The following is a 24,482-nucleotide window of genomic DNA, read 5'->3' as shown; positions in this document are numbered from 1 at the left end:
TGGCGGTCATTTCGAGCAGGTGACGCCCAATCTCGAATTCAATTCAGTGCAAGGTCATCGCTGTATTGGGCGAAAAAGCGCTCGCACCGCTCAAAATGCTCCTCCGGCGTTTCCCCCGGTAAGGGTTGCCAAGCCATATCCTTGGCATTCTTGGGATCAAGGCGCAGGGTCAACATGAACTCCCGTTGCTCTGGAGTACTCCATCGCCAGCCTTCAAGCAGGTCCATCTGCTCTTCAAGCCATTCGAGGATGGGCTGGGCTTCTGAAAGTTTCGCGGCGGTTTCGGCGTGATTCACCAGCAGCCAACGCTTCAGGTTGGCACGCAAGATTTCGCGGGTTCTTTCCGGTGGGGTGGGTACTTGCAGCCATGGTGCCGGATTCGGCACCGGATACATCCCAGGCCTACTGTTATCTGCACTTTTCCACTGATCCTGGTCCCAATACAGCACGCTGCTGATTGGCCCGAGCAGCAGCGGCCATTCGGTTTCCTTCATGTTGCCCAGGCAGCGGGCCAGAACCCGGTTGTCTTGAAAACGGAACAGCGAGCGCCCGCCGTCTTCGTCGATGACCATACGGGCAATCCAGTGCTGAGTCAGACTGTCGAGATCAGCCTTGTCCATGCTACCGATCCAGCCCCAGTTCCGCTGTGGCTCATCGAGCAGTTTGCGGAAAGCATCATTGCCCGGGTTCTGCAGTTCAGTTAGCCATGGACTGATGGCGGCGAACTGCGCGTATTCGGTACGGCGATAGAGTTGTACCGAGCGTTGCATGACGCCGGCGCTGTACAACGAGGTGACCGGATTGGGTTCGGCGAGGCTGTCCAGTGCCAGAATCAGCACGCGATTGAGTCTGGACTGTTCGCCTAGCCAGTTGTTGAGTACTTCGCTCATGCTGTGGCTCCCAGATCGCATTTGCCTTCGCGGCAGGCTTCGCAGATCGGGCAACGTATGTCGCCGGCCGCGCGAGCGGCTTTGGCCAAGGCCATTTGTGCGGCGGCCGGGACGAGCAGGGCACCTGCTTTGTCTTTCGCTGCGGCCCACGGTATGACAGGTTCCAGAATCCCGATCCCGGTCCCCACACCCGGCGCACCACCGGTATTCACCTTCACCTCAGCCCCGCTGATGGTCACACCACCGGCATCCACCTTCACAAAACTCCCGCCCGCCTTGGCGGTCAGCTCCATGCCACCCTCGATTACTACTTTCTCACCCGCGTGATAGTGAATCTCCGTCCCGGCCTCGACAAACTGCGCCGTACCGACCTTCAAATGCTGCGTCACGCCCACCGTCAGGTGATCATCCGCCCGCATCTCACTCACCCGATCCAGATGGGTAATCCGGTGCTCCTCAACCTTGAATTCGCTCAGGGTGTTGGCCTCAACCGTGTCATGCCGCTCATTGCCCACGCGGATCTTCTGGTCGTGCTCGATGTTCTCGTCCCAATCGCGCTGGGCATGGATGTAGATCTGCTCGGCACCCTTTTTGTCTTCAATCCGAAACTCGTTGTAGCCCTTGCCGCCCGGGGAGCTGAGGGTTTTGAAGGTGCTGCGGGTTTTGTTCGCCGGCAGGTCGTAGGGGACGACGTTTTCCTTGTGGTACAGGCAGCCGGTGACAAGTGGCTGGTCGGGGTCGCCTTCGAGGAAGGTGACGAGGACTTCCATGCCGATGCGCGGGATGGCGATGCCGCCGTAGGCGGCGCCGGCCCAGCCGCTGGCGACGCGTAGCCAGCAGGTGGTTTTGTCGTCGGACTGGCCGTCGCGGTCCCAGTGGAACTGGACTTTGATGCGGCCGTACTGGTCGCAGTGGATTTCTTCACCGGCCGGGCCGGTGACGACCGCGGTCTGGCTGCCGAGGACTTTGGGTTTCGGGTGTTCGAGGGCAGGGCGGTAGTGCGCGTCCCACGGGGTGGCGAGGAAGCTGTTGCGGTAGCCCTGGTGGAAATCGCTTTTGTTGTCGGTGACGTCGCTGGTGACGTTTTCACCGAGCACTTGCGGTTGTTTGCCTTCGTGGAAGACTTCCAGCAGCAGCCACAAGTCGTTCCATTCGCCGCGCGGGTGTTCGGCCAGGGTCAGGAAGTGGCCGCTGGTCAGGGTCGGTTCGTCACCTTTGCCTTCGGCGAGTTTGTAGTCGCTGCGATGGCGTTCGAGGGCGCGGGTCGAGAGGAATTTGCCGCGCTCGCGGGTGGTGAAGCGGCCGGGGTAATCGTAGTCCTCAAGATCCGGGGCGAACTCGGATTTGACCGCGCCTTCGGGCAGGATCTTCGGTTTTTCGAAGTCGTAGTCGCGGCGGCTGACGCGGGTGGTGCGGGTCTCCAGGCGCAGGTTGAAGCGCTTGATCACCGGTTTGTCGGCGCTCATGCCGGAGTCTTGCTGGTAGCTCACGGCCTTGAGTTTGCGGAACACCGTCTGATCGTCGCCGAACACCAGTTTGTGCCCGCTGCTGCTGTGCTGGAAGTGGAAGTGAATGCCTTCCTCTTCGCACAGGCGCTGGATGAAATGCAGGTCGGACTCGTCGTACTGCACGCAGTAATCGCGCTGCGGGTACTCGGCGTTGAGCTGGAAGCTGTAAGCGTCGGCCAGAATGCCGCGATCTTCGAGGACCTGGGCGATGATCTTCGGCACCGTGAGGTTCTGGAAAATCTGCTGGTCATGGTTGTGCCGCAGATAGGCCAGCTGCGGCACCAGGCTGATGCTGTAACGGGTCAGGGTCTTGCCGGAATCGCCTTGCTCGATGCGGTACACCAGGCCATGAATCTTGCCTTCGCCGGTGGCGCCGAAGGTCAGGACGCCGGGCTTGTGCAGCAGCTCTTCGAGTTTCAGGTCGGGGCGGGCGCTGACCAGTTCGAGGTCGAAACGGAAAGGCTCGTTGAGGGCTTCGCGACCGGTGAAGCTGAGCACTTGCAGGTCGGCGGAGGCGCCTTCGAGGGTAAGGGTAATGTGGGTAGCGTTGGCGTCCAGCATGCCTTGAATTCCGTCCATTGAATAAGCAGGTGACGGATGATGGAGGATTAAACCGCCTCGTTCAAGGCGCAAATGCCGTAGAGAGGGGGGCCGCGCTGTATAGGGAAAACCCCTATGGCGGCGTTTAAACCCAATGAAACCGGGGGCTTCGCAGTCGTGAGCCCTTGGTCAGCGCATGATTTGAGCCAATCGCAGGCCGAAGAATCGCCAGTCAGTTTCAGACTAAAGTCGCCTTCAACCCGTAAAAGCCATCTGCCATCATTGCAGCTCACCCCTGCGTGTCCACTTCTTCCCGGCTGTTTTTGACCCGGGACGGGAGCTATTTTTCTGGCTGACTGCGCCCCGGCGCAAACGCTGTACTGTTGGAGTTTTTCATGCGTCCCCCATTCCCTCTCATCACCCCGCGCCAGTCGTTTGGCTTCGGAGCCGTTGTGCTGTGCGCCGGTTTTGCCGCGCAGGTTCAAGCCAGCGGTTTTCTCGAAGACACCACTGCGAAAATCGAATCGCGCACGGTGTATTTCAACCGCGATTTCCGTGATGGGCATACCTCCAGTGACCAGGGCGCTTCCAAGCGTGAAGAGTCGGCGCAAGGCTTTATTCTCAATCTGCAATCGGGTTACACCGAGGGCACGGTCGGCTTCGGTATCGATGCGCTGGGCATGCTCGGCTTGCAGCTCGATTCCAGCCCTGATCGCAGCAACAGCGGCTTGCTGCCGTCCAGCGGCGAGAACCCGCGCGGCTCGAAGGGCCAGTACGCAAAAATGGGCCTGACCGCCAAGGTCAAGGTTTCGGACACGGTGCTGAAGTACGGCGCACTGCTGCCGGATCTGCCGTTGCTCAAGTACAACGACGGCCGCTTGCTGCCGACCATGTTCAACGGCGCCATGCTGACCTCCAGGGAAGTGAAGGATCTGACCTTCATGGCCGCGCGTCTGGACAAGTACACCGCGCGCGATTCCACCGATTCGCAAGACATCCGCGTGCACTGTAAGAACAAGCGCTACGCCTGCAACACTACCGCCGATCATTTCGACATGTACGGCATCGATTACAAGATCAACGATCGCCTGACCGCGCAGTATCACTACGCCGAGCTGGAAGACATCTATCGCCAGCACTTCATTGGCTTGCTCGGCAACCAACCGCTGGGTGACGGTGTGCTGAAGGCCGATCTGCGTTTGCTGAAAAGCGCCGACAGCGGTGATGCCAAAGCCGGCTCCATCGACAACCGCGCCTTGAGCGGCATGCTCTCGTACGGCATCAGCGGCCACACCTTCAGCGCCGGCTGGCAGCGCATGAACGGCGACAATTCGATGCCGTACCTCGATGGCAGCAATCCGTATCTGGTCAACTACGTGCAGGTCAACGACTTCGCCGCGGCGCAGGAACGCTCCTGGCAGCTGCGTTATGACTATGACTTCAAGGCCATCGGCATCAACGGCCTGAGCTTCCTGACCCGCTATGTCAACGGTGATCACATCAAGGTGCCGGGCAGTGATCAGGAGGGCAAAGAGTGGGAACGCGACAGCGAGTTGAAGTACGTGATCCAGACGGGCACGTTCAAGGATGTCAGCCTGCGCCTGCGCAATGCGACTTACCGCACCAACTATGAAAAGTTTGCCCGGGATGTGGATGAGACCCGGTTGATTGTGAGTTACAACTTTTCGGTGTTGTAACTGTGAGGGCTGCAGTGTCCGGATGACCGCTTTCGCGAGCAAGCCCGCTCCCACATTGGATCATGGGTGAACACAAGTTTTGTGCTCGGCACTGATCCCCTGTGGGAGCGGGCTTGCTCGCGAAGGCGTCCTCACAGGCTCCCCTACAACCAATGCCAAAACCGGCTCCAGAAGCCGCGATTCAGATCTTCCTTGCACCCGGCATACTGCCGCGCATACACGTCGGAGCGCGCCTGCACCTTGCGCGCAGTCGGCATCAGCCAGGCCTTGCTGGCGTAGGTTTTGTTGCGAAAACCGCCCCAGCCTTCGTGGTAGTTCAGGTACTGGTTATAGGCGTCGTATTTGTACACGCCGTTGATCGAGGTGGTCTTGTCCATGTACCAGCCGACGAAGTCGATGGCGTCGTCGAAGTCTTCGCGGTCGGCGCCGTGTCGGCCGGTGCTTTTCTGGTAGTCGGACCAGACTTCATCCTTGGCCTGGGCGTAGCCCGAGGCGGTGGTGACCCGGCCCCACGGAATCACCCACAACAGGTATTTGCGCGGGGTCTTGGCGTCGTAGCGGTAGCCGGACTCCTGATACATGATCGCGAAGGGCACCTGGATCGGCACGCCCCAACGCTTTTGCGTGACTTGCGCCGCATCGTACCAGTCGCTTTTCTCGCGGAAGATCGCGCAAATGTCTTCCGGCGAACGCGGCGGCGAGGTGCCGCAGCCGCTGAGTAATCCCGCCAGTATCAAAAGTCCCGCCGTCCGCCCCGACATCAAACCGTCATCCCCATGCGCGCAAAAAGGCCGACAGTCTACGCGCTCAGCTCAACTGGTGACGATAGGGCAAATCCGGACCGGTCTTGCTGCACGTAAGGGCGGCCGCCTGTACGGCAAACCTGAGCATCGCGTCGATCTGCTCGCGGCTGAGTTGTTGAACCCCTTCGACCGAATCCAGTGCTTGCTCGGTCAACCAGGTAATCAGCGCTGCTTGAAAGGTATCGCCGGCGCCGACGGTATCGGCGATTTTCACTGAAACCGCTGGTACCGACCATGAACCGTGAGCACGGCTGAACACCGTTGCGCCTTCGCCGCCACGGGTCAGGAACACCAACTGGCAGCGATGCTGCAGCCAGCCTTCGATCACGCGCTGCGGGTCCTGTTCGGGATACAGCAGGCTCAGGTCTTCGTCGCTGACCTTGATCATGTCGGCCAGTTGCACCAGGGTCGCCACGCGCTCGCGCCACAGGTCGATATTCGGCTCCGGGTTGAGGCGCACGTTGGGGTCGAGGGTGATCAGGCGCTTGCCGCTTTCGCGCTGCACCAGGGTCAGCAGGGTGTCGGCGATCGGCTGCACCACCAGCGAGAACGAGCCGATGTGCAGACCACGCACGTCATCTCCGAGCTGCGGCAGATGGGCGAGGCTTAATTGGCGATCAGCACAGCCCTCGCCGCGAAAACTGTAATGCGGCGAACCGTTGGCGCCGACCGCGACCATCGCCAGCGTGGTTGGCGCGGCGAAGTCGATCAGGTAGTCCGCACGCACGCCTTCTTCCTGCAGCACTTGCTGCAAACGCCGGCCGAGATAGTCGGTAGACAGCCCGGCAAACAGCGCCGAATCCACGCCCAAACGGCGCAAGCCGACCGCGACGTTGAACGGCGAGCCGCCGGCAATCGCCTTGAAATTCACCTTCGAGGCCAGACCGCTGGCATCGTCTTCGCTGAAGAAATCGAACAGAGCTTCGCCACACACCAAATACATAATTGTTTGCTCTTTATAGGGTTGCGACATGCTGTTGATAGCGTTCATAGGCCTGCTGGAACGCCGCGACATGGGCGGCGACCGGCAGGGTTTCACTGTGCAGATCGAGCTTCACGCAGCGCTGGCACAGATCGGCCAAAGTGTCTTCGTGGCCGTTCGACCATGACTTGCACCACGCCGCCTGAATCGCCGCGCCAAGGGCTGCGGCTTCGCTGTGTTCGGTGCAGATCACCGGGGTGTTCATGATGTCGGCGACGATCTGCCGCCACACCGCACTTTTCGAACCGCCGCCGATCAGGCAAATGCTGCGGCTTTGTAAACCATTGTGGCGTAACAGATCCAGTCCATAACGCAAACCGAAGGTGGTGCCCTCGACCACGGCGCGACACAGGTTGGCCTGAGTCAGGTTGTTCAGGGTCAGGCCGTGCAGACTGCCGGTGGCATGGGGCAGGGCGGGGACGCGCTCTCCGTTGAGAAATGGCAGCATGCTCACGCCTTCGGCGCCGATCGGCGCCTGGGCCACGAGTTGATTGAATTGCTCCAGATCAAGGTCGAACAGTTCGCGGATCGCACCGGTGGCGTTGGTCAGGTTCATGGTGCAGATCAGCGGCAGCCAGCCGCCGCTGGACGAGCAGAAGGTCGCGACCGAAGCGTCCGCGCTGACTTTTGGCTCCTCGGCGTAGGCGTACACCGTGCCGGAGGAGCCGAGGCTCATGGTGATCGCTCCCGGCTGAATGTTGCCGGTGCCGATGGCGCCCATCATGTTGTCGCCACCGCCGCTGGAGACCTGTGCATTCGGGTTGAGGCCGAGCTGTTCGGCAATCGAAGGCAGCAGCGTACCGACCGCCTGATGCGCGTCGATCAGCTCCGGCAGCGCTGCTTGCAGGCGGCCCGTGGCGTCGATGTCGCGCAGCAGTTGCAAGTCCCACTGACGGCTGCGCACATTGAAATAGCCGGTGCCGGAGGCGTCGCCGTATTCGCTGCACGCGCGGCCGGTGAGCCAGTAATTCAGATAATCGTGAGGCAGCAGAATGCGCGCGATACGCGAGAACACCTCCGGGTGCTGCTCTTTGGTCCAAAGCAGTTTCGATACGGTGTAGCCCGGCGCGATGACCACGCCCAGGCGCTCTAGCGAACCTTGTTCGCCGCCCAGGTGTTTGAGCAGACGGTTGTTTTCATCGGTGGTTTCGGTGTCGCACCACAGCTTGGCCGGGCGCAGCACCTGGCCCTGATCGTCGAGCAGCACCAGGCCGTGTTGCTGGCCGGAGACGCCGATGCCGAGAATCGCCTGACCGTCGATATTGGCGGCGAGCAAGGCGCGGCGGGTGGCGAGGGCGAAGGCGTCCAGCCACTGTTGAGTGTCCTGCTCGCGCCGGCCGTTGGCGCCGCTGATCATCGTGTGGGTAGCGGCGCCTTCGCCGAGCACCTGACCGCTGCTGGCATCGAGGATGATCGCCTTGGTGCCCTGGGTGCCGCAGTCGATGCCGAGGAAGAGTTGTCGGGTGGTCACAGTGAGGTCCTCAGGGTTTCAGATCTGCCAAGGTGAGGCTGCCATTCGCGAGCAAGCCCGCTCCCACATTTTGAAACGCGTTCCCCTGTGGGAGCGGGCTTGCTCGCGAAGGCGTCGGTGGTTTCACCGCTGAATTCAGGCCAAAACCCGCTCCAAAGTGCGCGTCACCCCCACCTCGCGCAAGCTGTTGCAGCACCACTCAAACGCCGCAACAAACTCCGCCGACCGTGGAATCGCCGTGCCGAAGATCTCCTCGATCGCCAGCAACCGCTGGGTAATCAGCGCATCATCCGCCACCAGCCCCTGACAAAATTCCGCCCGCGGATCAGGAATCGCATAGGTATCGCCGTTCTCATCCACGCCCTTCAAATACAACGCCCAAGCCGCCACCACCAGCGCCGCACGCCTGGTTTCCTGACCATCGGCAATCAAGCGGTTGATCGTCGGAATGGTGAACTTGGGAAACTTCGACGAGCCGTCTGAACACACTCGTTCCAGCTGATCGGCAATCGCCTGATTAGAGAAGCGCGCGACCAGCGTATTTTTGTAGTCGGTCAGATCGATGCCCGGTACCGGCGCCAGTTGTGGGGTGACATCGAGGTCCATGTACGCACGCATGTAGCGCACGAACAGCGGGTCGTTCATGGTTTCGTGAACGAAGCGATAGCCCTTCAGAAAACCCAGATACGTCAGCGCCAAGTGGCTGCCGTTGAGCAGTTTGATCTTCATTTCTTCGTAGGGTGAAACGTCATCGGTGAACTGCACGCCGACCTGTTCCCAGGCCGGGCGACCGTTGACGAATTTGTCTTCCAGCACCCATTGCACAAACGGCTCGCAGACCACTGGCCAGGCATCGTCCACCGCGTGTTTGTCGGCCAGTTGCAGGCGATGCGCGGTGCTGGTCATCGGCGTGATGCGGTCGACCATGGCGTTGGGGAAACTGACGTTCTGCTCGATCCAGTCGCGCAGCCCCGGGTCACGCAGGGTGGCGAAGGCCAGCAGTGCCTTGCGGGTCACCGCGCCGTTATGCGGCAGGTTATCGCAGGACATGATCGTGAACGCTGGCGTGCCCGCGCCACGGCGTTTTTCCAGCGCCGCGCAGAGGAAACCGAACACGGTTTTCGGCGTTTGCGGGTGTGCCAGATCGTGTTGAATCTGCGGCAGGTGCGCCATGAATTCGCCGTTGCTGTCGTCGATGCAGTAGCCGCCTTCGGTGATGGTCAGCGAGACGATACGGATCTGCGGATCGGCAAGTTTGTCGATCAGCGCCTGCGCGCCATCCTCGGCCAGGAGCATGTCGCGGATCGCACCGATCACCCGGACTTCGGTGTCATTGCTATCACCGAGTTCAAACAGGGTGAACAGGTAGTCCTGCTCCTTGAGGTCGTCACGGGCGCGGCGGTCTTCCGCGCGCAGGCCGACGCCGCAAATCGCCCAGTCGAGGGCTTCGCCGGTGTTCATCAGCGCATCGGTGTAATACGCCTGATGGGCGCGGTGGAAGCCGCCGACGCCAATGTGTGCGATGCCCTGACGGGTGTCGCTGAGGCTGTAGGACGGCAGTTGCACCTCGGGGGCGAGGCGGTGCAGGTTTTGTTCATTCAGTTTCATCGGACAGGTCTCGAAATTCAGGCCGCGGCGCGAAGCGGGCGGGTCAGCGCCACGCCATCGGCGTCGAACAGGTGGCAATGGCTGGCGTCCAGGTGCAGGTTCAGTTGCTCGCCGTAGCGGCTCGCCAGGTCACCGCGCACGCGCATGGTCAGGGCTTCGCCGGCGTTGGTGGTGACGTGGCAGAAGGTGTCGCTGCCCAGGCGTTCGCTGACGTCGGCGGTGACTTGCAGGGTGCAGTCGCCCGGTTGTGCCAGCTCCAGATGTTCCGGGCGAATGCCCAGGGTCACGGTGCTGCCGACGCTCAGGTTGGCGGCATTGAACGGCAGGGTGATGCGCGTGCCGGCGTCCAGCGAGACTTCGCAGGTCTGGCCGTCGACGCGGGCGATCTTGCCTTTGAGGAAACCCATTTTCGGCGTGCCGAGGAACCCGGCGACGAACAGGTTGGCCGGGTTGTGATAGAGGTCCAGCGGCGAGCCGACCTGTTCGATCTTGCCGCCGTTGAGCACCACGACTTTGTCGGCCATGGTCATGGCTTCGACCTGATCGTGGGTTACGTAGATCATCGTGGCTTGCAGATCCTTGTGCAGGCGCAGCAGCTCCAGGCGCATCTGCACCCGCAGCGCGGCGTCGAGGTTGGACAGCGGTTCGTCGAACAGGAAGATCTTCGGATTGCGCACGATCGCCCGGCCGATGGCGACCCGTTGCCGTTGGCCGCCGGACAGCTGTTTCGGCTTGCGCTCGAGCATCGGCCCGAGTTCGAGAATGCGCGCCGCTTCGCCGACCTTTTTCTCGACTTCGGCTTTCGGTACACCGGCCAGATCGAGGGCGAACGACATGTTTTTCTTCACGGTCATATGCGGGTACAGCGCATAGGTCTGGAACACCATCGCCAGATCGCGCTTGGCCGGGCTGACTTCGGTGATGTCGCGGCCATCGAGTTCGATGGTGCCGCCGCTGACTTCTTCCAGGCCGGCGATCAGTCGGAGCAGGGTGGATTTGCCGCAACCGGACGGGCCGACGAAGACCACGAATTCCTTGTCATTCACCTCAAGGTCGATGCCCTTGATGATGGAGAAACCTTCGAAGCCTTTTTGCAGATTCTTGATTTTCAGGTTGGCCATGGTGATGGGCCTCCACTTAAGTTAATTCAATTGCGCCGGGCATGCTTTTGGTGGGAGCGGGCTTGCTCGCGAAGGGGCCGTGTCAGTCACGATCATTGTTGGATGACCCACCGCTTTCGCGAGCAAGCCCGCTCCCACAGGGGATTGGGTACGGTTTGAGAACTTCATTTCACGGCACCGAACGACAAGCCGCGCACCAGTTGTTTCTGGCTGATCCAGCCGAAGATCAGGATCGGCGCGCAGGCCAGGGTCGAGACTGCCGACAACTTGGCCCAGAACAAGCCTTCAGGACTTGAGTACGAGGCGATCAGCGCGGTCAGCGGCGCGGCTTTCGACGAGGTCAGGTTCAGCGACCAGAACGCTTCGTTCCAGCACAGAATCAGCGACAGCAGCACGGTGGACGCGAGACCGCCCTTGGCGATCGGCAGCAGCACGCGGACCATTTCCTGCCACAGGGTGGCGCCGTCGAGGCGGGCGGCTTCGAGGATGTCTTTGGGGATGTCCTTGAAGTAGGTGTAAATCATCCAGACCACGATCGGCAGGTTGATCAGGGTGTAGATCACGATCAACGCGATGCGCGTGTCGAGCAGGCCGAAACTCTTGGCCAGCAGGTAGATCGGCATCAGCACGCCCACCGGCGGCAGCATCTTGGTCGAGAGCATCCACAGCAGCGTGCCCTTGGTGCGCTGGGTTTCGTAGAACGCCATCGAGTAAGCGGCAGGCACCGCGATCAGCAGGCACAGCGCCGTGGCACTGAAGGAAATCACCACCGAGTTCCAGGCAAAACTGAAGTAGTCGCTGCGCTCGTTGATGTGCAGGTAGTTCTCCAGCGTTGGCGTGAAGATGAACTGCGGCGGCGTGGCGAAGGCGTCGATTTCGGTCTTGAAACTGGTCATCACCATCCAGAAGATCGGGAAGAAAATCACGATCGCGATGGCCCAGGCCAGGGTGCCGAGCAGCAGGCTTTGCAGCCGGCGGGATTGTTGAAGAGTCATGGCGGGCCTCAGGCTTTGTCAGTCAGGTTTTTGCCGATCATCCGCACCAGAATGATCGCGGCGATGTTGGCGATGACCACGGCAATCAAGCCGCCCGCCGAAGCCATGCCGACGTCGAACTGCACCAGCGCCTGGTTGTAGATCAGGTAGGCAAGGTTGGTCGAGGCGTAGCCGGGGCCGCCGTTGGTGGTGGTGAAAATCTCGGCGAACACCGACAGCAGGAAGATCGTTTCGATCATCACCACCACCGCAATCGGCCGCGCCAGGTGCGGCAGGGTCAGGTGCCAGAAGATCGCCACCGGACCGGCACCATCGAGGCGCGCTGCTTCTTTCTGTTCCTGGTCGAGGGACTGCATGGCGGTCATCAGGATCAGGATCGCGAAGGGCAGCCATTGCCACGAAACAATGATGATGATCGACAGCAGCGGGTAGTGCGCCAGCCAGTCCACCGGCTCGGCGCCGAACAGCCGCCAGACGTAGGCGAGGATTCCCGACACCGGATGGAAAATCAGGTTCTTCCAGATCAGCGCACCGACGGTGGGCATGATGAAGAACGGCGAGATCAGCATCACCCGCACGATGCCACGACCGAGAAATTCGCTGGCCTCAAGCAACGCGCTGATCAACACCCCGAACACCACGCTGATCAGCAGCACGCTGCCCACCAGCAACAGGGTGTTGGTGGCGCCGGGCAGGAACCCGGAGTCGGTGAGGAAATAGCTGAAGTTCTCCAGCCCGACGAATTCGTTCACCCCCGGATCGAGCAGGTTGTAGCGAATCATCGAGAAGTAAATGGTCATGCCCAACGGCACGATCATCCACAGCAGCAACAGGGCCACCGAAGGGCTGACCAGAAACCAGCCGGGATTGCGTACGCGGACTTTGCGCTGGGGTTGCGACAGGTCGAGGTGGGCTTTGGCAGTTGAAGTATTCATGGTGATCACAACCGAGTCATACAGACCTATGGAGATCCCATGTGGGAGCGGGCTTGCTCGCGAAGGCGTCGTGTCAGTCAATACACATGACACTGACCCACCGCTTTCGCGAGCAAGCCCGCTCCCACAGGAGGCAGGAGCAAGTCGTTCAGTGGTTACTTGGGATAACCGGCGCGCTTCATCTCGCGTTCGGTGGTTTGCTGCGCGGCGGTCAGGGCCTGATCCACCGTGGTCTGGCCGATCAGCGCCGCCGAGAACAGCTTGCCGACCTGGGTGCCCACGCCCTGGAACTCAGGAATGGTCACCAGTTGAATGCCGATGTAGGGCACCGGTTTCAACGTCGGTTTGCTCGGATCCGCCGCTTTCAACGATTCCAGCGTGACCTTGGCGAACGGCGCGGCGCTCATGTAAGCATCGCTGTAGGTCGAGGCGCGGGTGCCCGGTGGTACGTTGGCGATGCCGTCGGTCTTGGCTACCAGTTCGCCGTACTCTTTGGAGGTGGCCCAGGCGCTGAACGCCTTGGCGGCGTCCTTGGCCTTGGAACTGGTCGGAATCGCCAGTGCCCACGAATACAGCCACGCCGAACCTTTATCGGTGACTTGATGCGGGGCGAAGGTGAAACCGACGTGATCGGCGACCTTGCTCTGGGTCTTGTCGGTGACGAACGAGCCGGCGACGGAAGCGTCCACCCAGATCGCGCATTTGCCGCTGTTGAACAGCGCGAGGTTTTCGTTGAAACCGTTACTGGACGCGCCCGGCGGGCCGGATTTCTTCATGGTGTCGACGTAGAAGTTCAGCGCGTTTTTCCACTCCGGGCCGGTGAATTCCGGCTGCCATTTCTCATCGAACCAGCGCGCGCCGTAAGCATTGGCGACAGTGGTGATCAACGCCATGTTCTCGCCCCAGCCGGCCTTGCCGCGCAGGCAGATGCCGTACTGCTCTTTATCCTTGTTGGTGAGTTTTTCGGCGAAACCGGCGATCTGTTCCCAGGTCGGGCGCTCGGGCATGCTCAGCCCGGCGTCCTTGAACAGGTCGGTGCGGTAGTAGGTGATCGAGCTTTCGGCGTAGAACGGCAGGGCATACAGCGAACCCTTGACTGACAGGCCTTCGCGCACCGACGGGAACACGTCGTCGAGGGCGTAAGAAGCCGGCAGATCCTTCATCGGTTCGAGCCAGCCCTTGGCGCCCCAGAGTGCCGCTTCGTACATGCCGATGGTCAACACATCGAACTGGCCACCCTGAGTGGCAATGTCGGTAGTCAGGCGCTGACGCAGGACGTTTTCTTCCAGCACCACCCAGTTGAGCTTGATCTCCGGATGCTCGGACTCGAAAGTTTTCGAGAGCTTTTGCATGCGGATCATGTCGCTGTTGTTGACGGTGGCGATGGTCAGGGTCTGGGCGCCAAGGCTGACGCTGCTGAGGGTCATGCAGGTGAGGGCTAGCAGAGCTTTTGCAGTGGGTTGCATCGTGCACTCCTTTTCTGCACCCGGCGGGCGGCAGAAGGACAGTTATTGTTTTTGTGTCTTCCGAATGCAGGAAGAATGTGCGCTGATTACAGCCCTCAAACGACGGACTGACAAATCATCCGTCGCACTCGAATCAATACTTTTTTGCACTGGGGTTTGTTGCGGTAGACGCAGGGAAGGGCTTTTCAGTGGGGAGGGGCTATCGAATCAGTACAGGTTTCATCGCGTCGGATGCTTTTTGTGGGAGCGGGCTTGCTCGCGAAAGCGCTGTGTCAATTTGCAGATCAGTTGACTGATACCCCGCTTTCGCGAGCAGGCTCACTCCTACAAGGGGCGGTAATATCAGCCGAGGTTTTGTTCGGTCAGGCGTTGTACAGCGAGGCGTCGATAGTGCGACGGCGTCATGCCCTTGAGTTGCTGGAAGCGCCGGTTGAAGTTGGAAATGTTATTGAACCCCGACTCGAAACACACCTCGGTCACCGGTTTGTCGCCGTCGGCCAGCAGTTCGCAGGATTTACTGATGCGCAGGCGATTGACGAACTCGATGAAGTTGCGCCCGGTGGCCTGTTTGAACACGCGGCTGAAATAGGTCGGCTTCATCCCCAGATGATCGGCGACTTCTTCCAGAGTCAATTCGCGGGCGTAATGGTCGAAGATGAAATCGACCGCTCGGTTGGTGCGGTCGATGTTGTGCTCGTCGGCCAGTTGCGTGTTAGTGGCGCCGGACAGCAATTGATAATCGTCAGTCGCTGCCAGCAGCTCCATCAGAATGAAAAAGTGCCCTAGACGGGTTACGCCGCGTGTGTCGGCAATTCGCTGCATCAACGTCATGGCCTGACGGATCGTATCCTTGTCGCGAAATTCGATGCCATATTGCGCACGCTCCAGTAGCGGCGCCAAAGTCTTGAGTTCGGCGAACACCTGGTGCCCGCTGTCGAACAACTCATCGGTGAAGTTCACCAGCATGTCGCGCTTTTCCACCACCTCTTCGTCGGCCACCTGGCTGATCCAGTTGTGCGGCAGATTGGGCCCGGTGAGGAACAGTGTTTGCGGATAAAAGTTGCCGATGTAGTCGCCGATGAAGACCTTGCCGGAACTGGCAACGATCAGGTGCAGTTCGTATTCCTTGTGAAAATGCCAGCGCACTAACGGGCACGGAAAACCATGCTGACGGTAGATGATGGACAACCCGTTATGGTCGTCCATCAGTTCGTAGGAGGGATCAGTGATTCTGGTTGCCCGAGTCATGTCCGATGCGTCTTGTTGTGGTGTTCAGGTGCCCATCATGCACGCGCGCCACGGACAGTTCCAGCGCCTCAGTCCCGGGCCTTGCGTAGACCTTTGGACTGGTTGACCTGCTGGCAATGGCCGATCAGTGGAGTGCCACCGATGAAGTCGGCATTGATAATGCTGCACTTCGGCGCCCATCCCGAGTCTGGGCCAAACCATTGATCGAGTTCGTCGGTGATCCGCTTGACGCCGGCCAGTTCGCCATAGCTGGTGGCCGACAATGACCAGAGGCTGCCGGGTACCGGCGGGTTGGCCAGGGTTCGGGTGATGTGTTGCTTGAGTTGCTCTGGCGAGGTGATGTCCGAGCCGCTCCATTCATGGCGGATTTTCGGCCAGTACAGGGGCGAATTGAAATCCGGGTGCGAGTCGCTTGCCAACACCACGCGTTGTAGCGAACTGGCCCTTTTAAGTTGTTCAAGGGTCAGATGACCGTTGTTTCGGGGAATAAGCCGCGAAGCCAGCTCCGTGGTGATGACTTCATGGAAACCCTTGTAATCGAATGGCTGATCGTTGGTGCCCTTGAGTTCATGTAAGTCCAATACGATGAACTCGTTCGGATTTTCATTGAGGAAAAAATTGAGACTTTTTACCAACTCGCTCAAGGAGCGTCCCTGGAGCAGTTTCACGCCATGAAAGGTATGAAACTTCCTGATGCCCAGCCAGTGTTCATCTGAATGCAGACGCAAGTCGAAGGCGCGCACGCCTTCATTAAGTTGCTGAATGAACGGACCGTCCTGACAGACAAACCAGTTCTGGGCGGGTTGGAGATAAGCCGGGTACGGAAAATCAAAATCCAGCCCGGAGTTATGCGCGCCGGGCCAGACCACTTCACCAAGGGTCAGTCGGTCCATATCCGGTGTAGCCGCCATCCAGTTTTTGAAAGGGTAATTACTCATGGTGCATTCCGTTGCAGATAAAGTTTAATTTCCGACCAGTCAACTTGTTGGTCAGTTCGGAAGTTATTCTTTGGTGCAAACGGAAAAAGTACAAGCCAGCACTCTTTGCAAAGTATTGGCAATGTGATTTTGCACTTTAATGATCAACTTTTCTGGTTCTTTGCTTCGATCCACTGCGCCATGTATTGGGTGCTTTTATGCAAGTGGTGACGCAACATGCTGCCAGTAAAGTTGGCGCGACGTAATGCTGACAAGTTGTCGCGGCAATATTGCAGGCGAGCGATCAGCGCCGGGCCGTGATCAGTCTGCCGATAGCGCGCATTCAACAACGCGACGCCGGCCTGCTGTGCGTCAGCCCAGCGCAATCTGTCTTCGTGCAGCGCCACAGCGGCGTCGGCCAGGGCCTGGGCCGACTGAGCCACCGCACCGGGCCAGGGCAATGCGCCGCCCATGCCTTCGGCGCCGATGGGTGTCGTGACATTGGGCGTGCCGCAGAGCATCGCATCGACGATCTTGCCCTTGATCCCCGCGCCGAAACGCAAAGGCGCCAGGCAAACCCGGGCTTGCGACATCACTTGCAGCGCATCTTCTGCCCAGTTCATCACATGAAACCCCTGCGCCGCGTTGTGCAAGGCTGTGGCCTTGGGCGGCGTATAGGCACCGTAGATATGCAGTTGGGCGCCGGGCAATTGCTGGCGGATCAGCGGCCAGATGGCGGTCTTCATCCACAGCACGGCGTCCCAGTTGGGCGCGTGACGGAAGTTGCCAATACTCAGAAAATGCGCCCGCTCTTCAAAGGGCACGAACGAATCGCGCGGTGGTTCGAGCATCAGCGGGCACCAGTGCAGCAGGTCGCCAGGGACTTGAAACTGTTCGACCAGCAACTGAATTTCAACTTCGGAAATCATCAGATTCAGATCGCAGCGATATAACGCGGCGATTTCCCGTTTGGCCAGGTCCGTATCGGCCATCAACTCGAACTCTTCGCGCAGCGCCGGCGCGAACAGTGCGTTGAAGTCCTGATTGTCCGGGTCGTCTTTCAAACGTTCCTTGAGCCGTTGGTGGCGGGCGTGGCGCAGGCTCTGCAGGTCGGACGTCTCCAGTACGCGCAAGGCATTCGGGCATTGCTTTTCGACGCGCCAGCCGAACTGCTCTTCCATCATGAACTGGTCGAACAGGACGATATCCGGGGCCAGTTCACTGATGAAACTATCGAAGCTACTGTTGTTCAGTTCGATCGGCACTTCGCGGATGCCCAGCGCGGTCAGGTCAGCCTTGTGCTCGCCCGGGCCGGCCGGGCTGCTGAAGGTGATGTCCCAGCCTTGCTGCAAAAACGTCTCGAGGATCTGCATCACATGCCCGCTGGCTGCCGAAGAGCGCGGTTCGGGCCAGACGTAACCGATGACCAGAACTTTGGTGGCGGGTGATGCAGTCATTGACGGGGGTTCCTTGCAGGCAGGCGGCTAAAAATGGCGCGCAATTAGAGCACATCTGCAGCCGCTGCCGGATCAAGGCCAATCACTTGGTCAGAATGCCCTTGACCTTGTCACGCAATTGATCGATGGAGAACGGTTTGCCGATCACATGCATGCCCGCAGGTACGTCGATGTTTTCGGCGTAACCGCTGGCGAACAGAACGGGCAGGGTGGAGCGCAGTTCACGTGCCTTGCCGGCCAGTTCACTGCCTGTCATGCCCGGCAGGCCGTAGTCAGTCATCATCAAGTCGATAGCCTTGCTCTGATCCCCGAGAATCTCCAGCGCAGACTCGCCGTCATCGGCCTCCAACACACTGAATTCCAGCTCCTCGAGCACATCGACGATGAGCATGCGTACGATGTCGTCGTCTTCTACTACAAGGATGGTGGACTCTGGGGTGGACATAGGGATAGCTCTCAAGAAATGAAATCGGAACGGCGACCGGTCGAAAATGCCGGGCTCTTGCATGAGTAAGTGGCGCATGGCCACAAGTTCCCGAGCGGGTACAAAAAGATTAGCTGCAAATCGGGGCGGCAAGGATACCCGTTGCCTGATCGGGAAGTGCAGCAAATGTAGGAAATTGCCACCATGGCAGTGAGAAAAATGGATCCATAGTACCGTTTTGGGGCAAACTCCCGGGTTTCGACAGTTCGACAAGGCTGCCCCATGTCCACTCGGTCTACAGTTGACGAAGCACGGTTCCGTAAACTCCTGACGCGCAACATCAGTCTGCCTTTGGGCGTCGGCGCGATCAGTGCAGTGTTTTTCATTTCGCTGATCACCTATTTGCTCTCGGTGATCCAGTGGGTGGAACACACCGACCGGGTAATCAATAACGCCAACGAAGCGGTGAAACTCACCGTTGATCTGGAAACCGGCATGCGCGGCTTCCTGCTCAGCGGCGACGAGCACTTCCTCGACCCGTACGAGACCGCCAAGCCGCGGATCAACGTGGCGCTCAATACCTTGCTCGAACTCACTGCCGACAATCCGATCCAGACCGACCGGTTGCGGCGTCTGCAGGCCTTGCAGACTGAGTGGAGCAACTACGCGCAATCGATGATCGATCTGCAGCGCTCCAGCGGTGACTACCGGGGCGCGGTCAAGGCCGGGCGCGGCAAGCGCCTGACCGATGAGATCCGCAAGCAGTTCGAAGACGTGATCGACATGGAGCAGCAGTTGCGCACCACGCGCAACGAAGAGGTGCGCCGTACCACGATCTGGAGCATCACTCTTTATCTGCTGTTTATAGCCGGGATCAGCGGTTTGCTGGCCTATGTCGGTCGGCGTGATCTGGTCAGCCTGTCGGACAGCTACAGCGCCAACCTCGCCGCGCAGCAAGCCAGTGCCGAGCGTCTGGAGCGCCAGGCGTGGATGCGCAGCGGCCAGACCGAACTGGCGGAACAGGTGCTGGGGCAACTGACGCTTAACCTGCTGGGGCGCAACATCCTGCAGTTCTGCGCACAATATCTGGGCACTGCGGTGGCGGCGCTGTACGTACGCGAAGAACACGGCGGCCTCAAGCGCGTGGCGTCCTATGGGTTCTCCCGCGAGCAGGAAGAAAAAGATCAGCAGATCTACAGCGGCGAAGGCATCGTCGGCCAGGTGGCCGAACAGGGCCAACTGATTCGCCTGGACTCGGTTCCGGCCGACTACTTCAAAGTCAGCTCCGGCCTGGGCGCAGGTCTGCCGCACAGTGTGCTGGTGGTGCCGACCAGTGATGATGACCGGGTCAACGGGGTGATCGAACTGGGCTTCCTGCGCCCGCTCACCGACCGCGATATCGATTTGCTGGAACTGATTGCCGGCAACATCGGCACCTCGATCGAAGCGGCACGTTATCGCCAGCGCCTGCAGGAAGTGCTGGCCGAAACCCAGCAGCTCAACGAAGAGTTGCAGGTGCAGCAGGAAGAGCTGAAAACCGCCAACGAGGAGTTGGAAGAACAGTCGCGCATTCTCAAGGAGTCCCAGGCGCATCTGGAAACCCAGCAAGTCGAGCTGGAGCAGACCAACGAGCAGTTGGCCGAACAGGCGCAAACCCTGGCCGAGCAGCGCGACGCCATGGACCAGAAGAACACCGAACTCAATCAGGCTCAGGTGCAGCTCGAAGAACGCGCCGAAGAACTGCAGCGTTCGAGCAAGTACAAGTCTGAATTCCTCGCCAACATGTCCCACGAACTGCGCACGCCGCTGAACAGTTCGCTGATCCTCGCCAAGTTGCTGGCCGAGAACCCGCAGGACAATCTGACGGCCGAGCAGGTCAAGTTCGCCGAGTCGATCTATTCGGCGGGCAACGATCTGCTGAACCTGATCAACGACATTCTCGACATTTCCAAGGTCGAGGCCGGCAAGCTGGAAGTGATCCCGGAAAACACCAGTGTCGCGCGGCTGGCCGACGGCCTGCGCAGCGTGTTCGAACCGCTGGCGGCGGACAAGCAACTGACGTTCAGCGTCGAGTTGCAGCCGGATGCGCCGATCATGCTGTACACCGATCGCCAGCGTCTGGAGCAGGTGATCAAGAACCTGCTGTCCAACGCCGTGAAGTTCACCGAACACGGCGCGGTCAGCCTGACCATCGCCGGCCAGCCGAACGAACGCATTGCGTTCATCGTGCGCGATTCGGGGATCGGTATCGCCGCAGATCAGCAGGAAAGCATCTTCGAAGCGTTCCGTCAGGCTGACGGCACCACCAACCGCAAGTACGGTGGCACCGGTCTGGGCTTGTCGATCTCGCGTGATCTGGCGGCCTTGCTCGGTGGCTCGATCAGCGTCAGCAGCGCGCCGGGGCAGGGCAGTGTGTTTACCCTGGTGCTGCCGCAGCAATACAGCGAGCCGGGTGACAGCCCTGCGATCCCGCTGACCTTCACGCCGCCGGTATCGGCCCCGGCCCCGGTGGTGCAGCCGCCATCGATCGCGGTGTCGCCGCTGGCGCCGGTGCACATCCCGCGTTTTGCCGATGACCGTGGCAAGGCGCCGTTCGCCACGCGCTGCATTCTGGTGGTGGAAGACGAGCCGAATTTCGCCCACATCCTTTACGACCTGGCCCACGAACTGGGTTATCAGTGTCTGGTGGCGCACGGAGCGGATGAAGGTTATGACCTGGCCCGCGAGTTCGTGCCGGACGCGATCCTGCTCGATATGCGTCTGCCGGACCACTCCGGTCTGACCGTGCTGCAACGCCTGAAAGAACACGCCGAAACCCGGCACATCCCGGTGCACGTGATCTCGGTCGAAGACCGCGTTGAAGCGGCGATGCACATGGGGGCGATCGGTTACGCAGTCAAACCGACCACTCGCGAAGAGCTCAAGGACGTGTTCGCCCGTCTCGAAGCCAAGCTGACTCAGAAGGTCAAGCGCGTGCTGCTGGTCGAAGATGACGATCTGCAACGCGAAAGCATTGCCCGCCTGATCGGTGACGAGGACATCGAGATCACCGCGGTCGGTCTGGCGCAAGACGCGCTGGAGAAACTGCGCACGACGATTTACGACTGCATGGTGATCGACCTGAAATTGCCGGACATGCTCGGCAACGATCTGCTCAAGCGCATGTCGACCGAGGACATCTGCTCGTTCCCGCCGGTGATCGTCTACACCGGACGCAACCTGACCCGCGATGAAGAGGCCGAGCTGCGCAAGTATTCGCGCTCGATCATCATCAAGGGCGCGCGCTCGCCGGAGCGCCTGCTGGATGAGGTGACACTCTTTCTGCACAAAGTCGAATCGCAGTTGTCCCATGAACGGCAGAAGATGCTCAAGACCGCCCGCAGCCGCGACAAGGTCTTCGAAGGCCGCAAGGTGCTGCTGGTGGACGACGATGTGCGCAACATCTTCGCCCTGACCAGTGCGCTGGAGCACAAGGGCGCAGTCGTGGTGATCGGCCGTAACGGTCGCGAAGCGATTGATAAGTTGAATGAAATCGAGGACATCGACCTGGTGCTGATGGACGTGATGATGCCGGAGATGGATGGTTTTGAAGCCACCATTGAAATCCGCAAGGATCCGCGCTGGCGCAAACTGCCGATCATCGCAGTGACGGCCAAGGCCATGAAAGACGATCAGGAGCGCTGCCTGCAGGCGGGCGCCAACGATTATCTGGCCAAGCCGATCGATCTGGATCGCCTGTTCTCGTTGATTCGCGTGTGGTTACCGAAGATGGAACGCATTTAGTGGATAGCAGTCACTCCGCGGAGCGCAACAGCGAAATCGAATTACGCCTGTTGATTGAGGCCATCTACCTCAAGTACAGCTACGATTTTCGTGATTACTCGGGCGCTTCGATCAAGCGCCGGGTGCAGCACGCCTTGAGTCAGTTCGAATGCGCAACGATCTCGGCGTTGCAGGAGAAAGTCCTGCACGATCCCACGGCGTTCATGCAGTTGCTGCAGTTGCTGACGATCCCGGTCAGCGAGATGTTCCGCGACCCGTCGCACTTCCTGGCAATCCGCAAGGAAGTGGTGCCGCTGCTGCGCACCTATCCGTCGCTGAAGATCTGGATCGCCGGGTGCAGCACTGGCGAGGAGGTTTACTCGATGGCGATTCTGCTGCGCGAAGAAGGCCTGCTCGACCGTACGATCATCTACGCCACCGACATCAACCCGCGCTCGCTGGACAAGGCCAAACAGGGCATTTTCTCGATGGAGAATGTCCGGGCCTACACTGCCAATTACCAGCAAGCCGGCGGTCAGCGTTCCTTTGCCGATTACTACACCGCAGCCTATGGCTACGCGATCTTCGACAAGAGCCTGTGCGAGAACGTGACCTTCGCCGATCACAGCCTGGCGACGGACAGCGTGTTCTCCGAAACGCAGTTGATTTCCTGCCGCAACGTACTGATTTACTTCAACAAGAAACTTCAGGACCGTGCCTTCGGTCTGTTTCACGAATCGCTGTGCCACCGTGGCTTTCTGGTGCTGGGCAGCAAGGAAACGCTGGATTTTTCCGGTTACTCGAATCAGTTCGAACCGTTGGTCAAACAAGAACGGATCTACCGCAAATTATGAACGATGCCGTGGATTTGCCTCGTGTCGAGGCCATCGTGGTCGGTGCTTCAGCCGGTGGGGTTGAGGCCCTGCTGACTCTGCTCGCGCCGTTGCGCCAGGGTTACGTGTTGCCGATCATTGTGGTGCTGCACCTGCCGGAGGAGCGGCGCAGTCAGTTGGCCGAAGTGTTCTCCCGGCGCCTGATGCTGCCGGTGGCAGAGGCGACCGACAAGCAAGACATCATGCCCGGCACGGTTTATTTCGCCACGCCCGGGTATCACCTGTCGGTGGAGCAGGATCGCAGTTTGTCGCTGAGTCTTGAGGACCGCGTACACCATTCCCGACCTGCCATCGACTACTTGTTTGAGTCCGCCGCTGATGTTTACGGCGAAACCCTGGCTGCCGTGTTGCTGACCGGCGCCAATCACGATGGCGCTCGCGGCCTGGCGCAAGTCAAGCAGCGTGGCGGACTGACCATTGTTCAAGACCCGCAGGACGCGCAGGTCGCCACCATGCCTCTGGCTGCGCTGAAAATTCAGCAGCCTGACCATGTCCTACCCATTCACGGCATCGGCCGTCTGCTTGTCGAGCTGGAACGAATCGCATGCTGAGTAATATCCAGGCCAAATTGCTGATCGTCGACGATCTGCCGGAGAACCTGCTGGCCCTCGAAGCGCTGATCAAGCGCGAGGACCGCACGGTGTACAAGGCGCTGTCGGCGGACGAAGCACTTTCGCTGCTGCTGCAACATGAGTTCGCCATGGCCATCCTCGACGTGCAGATGCCGGGGATGAACGGCTTCGAGCTCGCCGAGTTGATGCGCGGCACCGAGAAAACCAAGAACATTCCGATCATTTTCGTCAGCGCCGCCGGCCGTGAACTGAACTACGCGTTCAAGGGCTACGAGAGCGGGGCGGTGGACTTCCTGCACAAGCCGCTGGATATCCACGCGGTGAAGAGCAAGGTCAACGTATTCGTCGACCTGTACCGCCAGAGCAAGGCCATGAAACAACAGGTCGAAGCCCTGGAGCAGGCGCGTCGCGAGCAGGAAGCGCTGCTGCAACAACTGCAAAGCACGCAACTGGAGCTGGAGCAGGCGGTGCGTATGCGCGATGACTTCATGTCAATCGTCGCCCACGAAGTGCGCACGCCGCTCAATGGCCTGATACTCGAAACCCAGTTGCGCAAGATGCACCTGGCGCGGGACAACGCCGCGGCGTTCACCCTCGACAAGATGCACGCGATGGTCGATCGCGACGAGCGCCAGATCAAAAGTCTGATCCGGCTGATCGAAGACATGCTCGACGTTTCGCGTATCCGCACCGGCAAGCTGTCCATCCGGCCGAATCGTTTCGACCTGACGCAACTGGTGAGTAACCTGCTGCAGAATTTCGCCCAGCAGATAGAGGCGGCGGAGACCGAAGTGTCGTTCACCGCGCCGCAGCCGGTGGAAGGTTACTGGGACGAATTCCGCATCGAGCAGGTGGTCTCCAACCTGCTGACCAATGCCTTGCGCTACGGTGGCCGCAGCCCGATTCAGGTGCGCGTGTACCGTGAAGGCGACGAGGCGCGGGTTGAGGTTCAGGACCGTGGCATCGGCATCAGCGAAGAGAACCAGAAGCGCATTTTCCAACAGTTCGAACGGGTTTCCGCCAAGACGGTAGTGGCTGGTCTCGGGCTGGGTTTGTTCATTTCCGAGCAGATCGTCGCCGCCCATGGCGGTTCCATCGTCGTCGAGAGTCAAATCAACGAAGGCGCCCTGTTTCGCGTTTGTCTGCCAATCCAGGAAAACGGCATATCCGACGCAACCTCTGAGTGACCGCAC

19 protein-coding genes are annotated in these 24,482 nt (G+C 60.0%); 5 read left to right on the top strand and 14 right to left on the bottom strand.

Annotation, left to right across the window (positions count from 1 at the left end):
- Positions 1-38 precede the first annotated feature (38 nt).
- Both E4T63_RS14745 and E4T63_RS14740 read right to left on the bottom strand, forming a co-directional pair.
- Positions 39-890 (bottom strand): DUF4123 domain-containing protein, encoded by an 852-nt coding sequence (locus E4T63_RS14745; protein ID WP_135295879.1) that lies wholly within the window; start codon positions 888-890, stop codon positions 39-41.
- On the bottom strand, positions 887-2,959 hold the full coding sequence (locus E4T63_RS14740) for a type VI secretion system tip protein VgrG (protein WP_135295878.1): 2,073 nt from the start codon (positions 2,957-2,959) through the stop codon (positions 887-889). The genes E4T63_RS14745 and E4T63_RS14740 overlap by 4 nt, the downstream gene beginning before the upstream one ends.
- Positions 2,960-3,333: 374 nt before the next feature.
- Here E4T63_RS14740 and E4T63_RS14735 point away from each other — a divergent pair, with 374 nt between their 5' ends.
- Positions 3,334-4,635: an OprD family porin gene (locus E4T63_RS14735; RefSeq protein WP_135295877.1), complete on the top strand. Its 1,302-nt coding sequence runs from the start codon at positions 3,334-3,336 to the stop codon at positions 4,633-4,635.
- Positions 4,636-4,778: 143 nt separating this feature from the next.
- Here the strand turns inward: E4T63_RS14735 and E4T63_RS14730 are convergent, their stop codons facing one another.
- From E4T63_RS14730 to E4T63_RS14665, 12 genes are all read right to left on the bottom strand, one after another.
- A complete protein-coding gene (locus E4T63_RS14730) occupies positions 4,779-5,396 on the bottom strand; it encodes a hypothetical protein (RefSeq protein WP_372241192.1) in 618 nt (205 codons plus the stop codon).
- A 46-nt stretch (positions 5,397-5,442) separates the two neighbouring features.
- A complete protein-coding gene (locus E4T63_RS14725; RefSeq protein ID WP_135295876.1) occupies positions 5,443-6,381 on the bottom strand; it encodes a carbohydrate kinase family protein in 939 nt (312 codons plus the stop codon).
- Positions 6,382-6,394: 13 nt separating this feature from the next.
- Positions 6,395-7,891 (bottom strand): xylulokinase, encoded by a 1,497-nt coding sequence (gene xylB / locus E4T63_RS14720; RefSeq protein WP_135295875.1) that lies wholly within the window; start codon positions 7,889-7,891, stop codon positions 6,395-6,397.
- Between the two features lie 135 nt (positions 7,892-8,026).
- Positions 8,027-9,499, bottom strand: coding sequence for a mannitol dehydrogenase family protein (locus E4T63_RS14710; RefSeq protein WP_135295873.1), 1,473 nt, complete (start codon positions 9,497-9,499; stop codon positions 8,027-8,029).
- Positions 9,500-9,516: 17 nt separating this feature from the next.
- Positions 9,517-10,620, bottom strand: coding sequence for an ABC transporter ATP-binding protein (locus E4T63_RS14705; RefSeq protein ID WP_135295872.1), 1,104 nt, complete (start codon positions 10,618-10,620; stop codon positions 9,517-9,519).
- A gap of 164 nt (positions 10,621-10,784) precedes the next feature.
- On the bottom strand, positions 10,785-11,615 hold the full coding sequence (locus E4T63_RS14695) for a carbohydrate ABC transporter permease (protein WP_003225143.1): 831 nt from the start codon (positions 11,613-11,615) through the stop codon (positions 10,785-10,787).
- Between the two features lie 8 nt (positions 11,616-11,623).
- On the bottom strand, positions 11,624-12,550 hold the full coding sequence (locus E4T63_RS14690; protein WP_096796586.1) for a carbohydrate ABC transporter permease: 927 nt from the start codon (positions 12,548-12,550) through the stop codon (positions 11,624-11,626).
- Between the two features lie 155 nt (positions 12,551-12,705).
- Positions 12,706-14,016, bottom strand: coding sequence for an ABC transporter substrate-binding protein (locus E4T63_RS14685; protein WP_103367022.1), 1,311 nt, complete (start codon positions 14,014-14,016; stop codon positions 12,706-12,708).
- Between the two features lie 342 nt (positions 14,017-14,358).
- On the bottom strand, positions 14,359-15,264 hold the full coding sequence (locus E4T63_RS14680) for an AraC family transcriptional regulator (protein ID WP_135295871.1): 906 nt from the start codon (positions 15,262-15,264) through the stop codon (positions 14,359-14,361).
- Between the two features lie 68 nt (positions 15,265-15,332).
- Positions 15,333-16,202: a phosphatidylinositol-specific phospholipase C domain-containing protein gene (locus tag E4T63_RS14675; protein WP_135295870.1), complete on the bottom strand. Its 870-nt coding sequence runs from the start codon at positions 16,200-16,202 to the stop codon at positions 15,333-15,335.
- A 143-nt stretch (positions 16,203-16,345) separates the two neighbouring features.
- Positions 16,346-17,638 (bottom strand): glycosyltransferase, encoded by a 1,293-nt coding sequence (locus tag E4T63_RS14670; protein WP_135295869.1) that lies wholly within the window; start codon positions 17,636-17,638, stop codon positions 16,346-16,348.
- A gap of 82 nt (positions 17,639-17,720) precedes the next feature.
- Entirely contained in the window at positions 17,721-18,083 is a 363-nt protein-coding gene (locus E4T63_RS14665) for a response regulator (protein WP_135295868.1), read from the bottom strand.
- A 261-nt stretch (positions 18,084-18,344) separates the two neighbouring features.
- On the opposite strand from E4T63_RS14665, the gene E4T63_RS14660 reads away from it, so the two are divergent.
- From E4T63_RS14660 to E4T63_RS14645, 4 genes are read left to right on the top strand one after another with little or no spacing between them, the layout of a single operon-like run.
- Positions 18,345-21,845, top strand: coding sequence for a response regulator (locus E4T63_RS14660; protein WP_135295867.1), 3,501 nt, complete (start codon positions 18,345-18,347; stop codon positions 21,843-21,845).
- Positions 21,845-22,678 carry a CheR family methyltransferase gene (locus E4T63_RS14655; RefSeq protein WP_027612745.1) on the top strand — a complete coding sequence of 278 codons (834 nt, stop codon included), beginning with the start codon at positions 21,845-21,847 and terminating at the stop codon, positions 22,676-22,678. Before E4T63_RS14660 ends, E4T63_RS14655 begins: the two co-directional genes overlap by 1 nt.
- Positions 22,675-23,268 carry a chemotaxis protein CheB gene (locus E4T63_RS14650; RefSeq protein ID WP_097087405.1) on the top strand — a complete coding sequence of 198 codons (594 nt, stop codon included), beginning with the start codon at positions 22,675-22,677 and terminating at the stop codon, positions 23,266-23,268. The genes E4T63_RS14655 and E4T63_RS14650 overlap by 4 nt, the downstream gene beginning before the upstream one ends.
- Positions 23,262-24,476: a hybrid sensor histidine kinase/response regulator gene (locus E4T63_RS14645; protein WP_027612747.1), complete on the top strand. Its 1,215-nt coding sequence runs from the start codon at positions 23,262-23,264 to the stop codon at positions 24,474-24,476. Before E4T63_RS14650 ends, E4T63_RS14645 begins: the two co-directional genes overlap by 7 nt.
- Positions 24,477-24,482: the final 6 nt, after the last annotated feature.

Source organism: Pseudomonas fluorescens (assembly GCF_004683905.1).
Taxonomy (GTDB): Bacteria; Pseudomonadota; Gammaproteobacteria; order Pseudomonadales; family Pseudomonadaceae; genus Aquipseudomonas; species Aquipseudomonas putida_A.
The sequence above is the reverse complement of the archived record's forward strand: the minus strand, read 5'-3'. Positions and strand labels throughout refer to the sequence as shown.